General features: G+C 77.2%; 1 protein-coding gene. It reads right to left on the reverse strand.

What is annotated here, in order from left to right; translation table 11 throughout:
• A partial coding sequence (locus CM1CMNOD_RS08790; protein ID WP_131773938.1) for a type I polyketide synthase occupies positions 1-4,527 on the reverse strand: 4,527 nt, incomplete at both ends.

Here is a 4,527-nt window from a genome sequence, read left to right on the forward strand (position 1 = left end):
GTGCCGCGCGCCGCCGCCGGCAGGTCCGCGCCGGGCTCGGCCGGCGGTGCCGGCGGCACGACGACGTCCCCCTCGCCGGGGAACGTCACCTCGGCCGCCTCGGCCAGGTCGTTGGGAGACGCCAGGTCGCTGAGCAGGACGAAGCGCGGCGTGTCCGTGTCCGTGTCGGCCGAGCCAGCCGCGTCCGCCGCGTCCGCGGAGCCGGCTGAGGAGGCGGCGCCGAGGCTGGCACCGGCGCCGGGGAGGTCCGCTGGACGCCAGGTCAGCGTGTGCAGCGCGGTGGCCAGGTCGAGCCCGGACCGGCCGAGCCGCTGCCGGGACACCGGGCGCAGCACGACCGAGGCGATCTCGCCGACGGGCGCGCCATCCTGGTCTAACAGCGCGAGAGCGAACGCGTCCGGCCGGATTCGCGTTGCCGTCACGCGGAGCACGTCCGGTGCCACGGCGGGCAGCCGGGCTCCGCTCCAGGAGAAGGGCAGGGCGATGTCGCTGCCCACCTGCTGTGGCGCGAGCTCGAGCACCAGCGGGTGCAGGGCCGCGTCGAGCAGCGCCGGGTGGACGCCGAACCCGTCGCTGTCCGCCGTCGCGGCTTCGGGCAGCGCAACCTCGAAGCGCAGCGTGTCCCCGTCCCGCGCCAGCCGGCGCAGGCCGGTGAACGCCGGCCCGTACTCGTAGCCGTGCTCGGCGAGGCGCCGGTAGGCGGCGTCCAGCACCGCGCCGTCCGGCTCCGGCCAGTCCGCCCCGGCAGGGGGCGTCGGAGCGGACAAGCTGTCGTCCGCTCCGACGGCGGTGAGCACTCCGGAGGCGTGCCGGGTCCAGGCGGACGCGCCGGCCGGCGCCGGCCCGGTGCCGGTGGCGCCGTCCGCGCCGGCGCTGCCGCCGGTACCGGTGGACGGCGTGGGGCCGTCCACCCGGGCGTGGATGTCGACGGGGCGGCGGCCGGCCGAGTCCGGGCGGCCGACGGCGACCTGCAGGCGTACGGCGGCGTCGGCCGGCAGCGCGAGCGGCTCCTCCAGGGCCAGGTCGGCCACGACGGGGTAGCCCACCCGGGTGCCCGCGGCCAGGGCCAGGTCGAGCAGGACGGTCCCGGGCAGCAGCACCCGGCCGTCGATGACGTGGTCGGCCAGCCATGGCCTGCTCGCGCGCGAGACCCGGCCGGAGAACACCGCCTCGTCCCGGTCCGCGAGGTCGAGGCGCAGGTCGAGCAGCGGGTGTCCGGCGGCGTCGGGGCCGGCTGTCGAGGCGGGGGCAGTCAGCCAGTACCGCTGCCGGGTGAACGGGTAGGTCGGCAGGTCGACCCGGCGGGCGCCGGGGAACAGCGCCCGCCAGTCCGGCGCGGTCCCGTTCGCCCACAGCGTGCCCAGGGCGGCGGTGACCGTCGCGTCCGCCGGCCGGTCGGGGCGCAGCAGCGGGACGGCCACGGCGTCGGCGGCCGTGGCGCTGATGGCCTGTCGGGCGGCGGCGGTCAGCGTCGCGTCCGGCCCCAGCTCCAGGTAGGTCCGCACGCCGCGGGCGTCGAGGTCGCGGATGGCGTCGTGGAAGCGCACGGTGCCGCGCAGCTGGGCGACCCAGTAGTCCGGCGAGGTGAGCTCCTCGTCGGTGGCGAGGGCGCCGGTGGCGGTGGAGACGATCGGGATACGCGGCGGGTGGAAGCTCAGAGCGGCGGCGACGGCGCGGAACTCGGCCAGGACCGGGTCCATGTGCCCCGAGTGGAAGGCGTGGCTGACCCGTAGCCGGCCGGTCCGCCGGCCCTGTTCCCGCCAGTGCGCGGCGACCCGTTCGACCGCGTCGGCGTCCCCGGAGACGACGACGGCGTTCGGCCCGTTCACGGCGGCCAGGTCGACGACCGCCCCGGCGCCGCTCCCGGCGTCACGGCCAGTGTCCGAGCCGGCGTCCGAGTCGGCGGCACCGTTGGTGTCCGACCTGGTGGCACCGTCGGCGTCCGACCTGGTGGCATGTTCGGCGTCCAGTTCGGCGCGCAGGGCGGCGATGCTGTCGCGCACCTCCCGCTCGGTCGCGGCGATGGCGATCATCGCGCCGCCCGGCTGGCCGGACTGCATCAGCCGGCCACGGGCGACGACCAGCGTCGCGGCGTCGGGCAGCGACAGCACACCGGCGACGTGGGCGGCGGCCAGCTCCCCGATGGAGTGCCCGACGAGCAGGTCGGGCCGGACCCCCAGCCCCTCGGCGAGCCGGAACAGCGCCACCTCCAGCGCGAACAGCGCCGGCTGGGTGTAGGCGGTCCGGTTCAGCAGGGCCGCTTCCGGGGCGTCGGGGGCCGCGAAGATCAGCTCCGCCAGCGGACGGTCGAGATACCGGTCGAGCGCGGCGAGGACCTCCGCCAGCGCGTCGGCGAAGACCGGTGAGCGCTCCCACAGCTCCCGGCCCATGCCGGGACGCTGGGAGCCCTGGCCGGCGAAGAGGAACGCGGTCGGGCCGGTGGCGTCGGGGACCCGGCCACGGATCACCCCCGCGTCGGCGCTGTCGCGGGCAAGCGCGTCGAGGCCGGCGAGCAGCGTTACGCGGTCGGCGCCCGGCACCGCGGCGCGCACCGGCAGGCCGGCCCGGGAGGTGGCCAGCGAGAAGGCGATGTCGTCGACCGGTGTCGTCGGGTTCGCGGTGGCGAAGGCATGCAGGCTACGGGCCTGCGCCCGCAGCCCGGCCTCGTCACGGGCCGACAGCGGCCACAGCGACAGGGACGGGACGGCTGGGCCGCGGGTGTCCATGGCCCTGTCTGTGACCCCGTCCGAGATCCCGTCCGGAGCCACGTCCGGGGCCGGTTGGCCTGGCTCGGCAGCGGCGGCCGGGGCCTGGTCGAGCACCGGCGCGGGCACCGGTTCGGGGGCACCCGGCGCCTCCTCGATGATGACGTGCGCGTTGGTGCCGCTGATCCCGAAGGATGACACCGCCGCCCGCCGCGGCTCGGCGCCGGCCGGCCAGGCAACCGGCTCCGTCAGCAGCCGTATGTCACCCGATGACCAGTCCACGTGCGGGGACGGGGCGTCCACGTGCAGGGTGCGCGGCAGCTCGCCGCGCCGGAGCGCGCCGATCACCTTGATCACGCCGCCGATGCCGGCCGCCGCCTGGGTGTGCCCGATGTTCGACTTCAGCGAGCCCAGCAGCAGCGGCCCACGCTCCCCCCGGCCCTGGCCGTAGGTCGCGAGGATCGCCCCGGCCTCGATCGGGTCGCCGAGGGTCGTCCCGGTGCCGTGCGCCTCGACCACGTCGACCTGGGCCGGGGTGAGGCCCGCGCCGGCGAGCGCGGCCCGGATCACCCGCTCCTGCGCCGGCCCGCTGGGGGCGGTCAGCCCGTTGCTCGCCCCATCCGAGTTCACCGCCGACCCCCGCAGGACGGCGAGCACCGGGTGGCCGAGCCGGGTCGCGTCGGAGAGGCGTTCGAGCACCACGATGCCGACGCCCTCGGACCAGCCGGTGCCGTCGGCCGCGGCGGCGAACGCCTTGCAGCGCCCGTCGGCGGCCAGCCCCCGCTGGCGGCTGAACTCGACGAACATCCCCGGGGTGGACATCACCGCCACCCCGCCGGCCAGCGCCAGCGAGCACTCGCCCAGCCGCAGCGCTCCCGCGGCCAGGTGCAGCGCGACAAGCGACGACGAGCAGGCGGTGTCGACGGTCACCGCGGGGCCTTCCAGGCCCAGGGTGTAGGCGACCCGGCCGGAGATCACGCTGGTGGCCCCGCCGGTGAGCAGGTAGCCGGCGGAGCCGTCCGCCGGCTGGTGCAGGCGCGGCCCGTAGTCCACGGGGGAAGCACCGACGAACACGCCGGTGCGGCTGCCGCGCAGCGAGACCGGATCGATGCCGGCGCGTTCCACCGCCTCCCAGGACGTTTCCAGCACCAGCCGCTGCTGCGGGTCCATGGCGGCGGCCTCGCGTGGCCCGACGCCAAAGAAGGCGGCGTCGAACCGGTCGGCGTCGGCCAGGAAGCCACCGGCGCGCACGTAGGAGCTGCCCGGCTGGTCGGGGTCGGCGCCGAACAGGGCGGCGAGGTCCCAGCCCCGGTCGGTCGGGAAGCCGGAGATGGCGTCGGTGCCGGCCGCCACGAGATCCCAGAGGTCCTCCGGCGTGGCGACCGCGCCCGGATAGCGGCAGCCGATGCCCACGATCGCGATCGGTTCGTCCGCGGGCCCGGGTTCGCCCGGCCCGTCGGTGGGCGGCGCCGCCGTGCCGGCGGCACCGGTGGCGCTGTCGCCGGCGAGCGCGTCGGAGAGATGGCGGGCCAGCGCCGCCGGGGTCGCGTGGTTGAAGGTGACGGCGCTGTCCAGCCGCAGCCCGGTCGCCGCGGCCAGCCGGTCGCGCAGTTCGACGGCGCCGAGCGAGTCGAAGCCGAGCTCCCGGAAGGTGTGGCGCGCGTCGATCTCGTCCGTCCCGACGTGGCCGAGCACCAGGGCGACGGTGGTACGGACCAGGTCGAGCAGGCGCCGTTCCCGCTCGGCGCCGGCGAGCCCGGCCAGCCGGGCGGCCCGGTCGGCGGCCGGCGTCGCCGTGGTCCCGCCGACGCCGGTGGTGACG

This window comes from Protofrankia symbiont of Coriaria myrtifolia (assembly GCF_900634755.1).
GTDB classification, from domain to species: domain Bacteria; phylum Actinomycetota; class Actinomycetes; order Frankiales; family Frankiaceae; genus Protofrankia; species Protofrankia coriariae.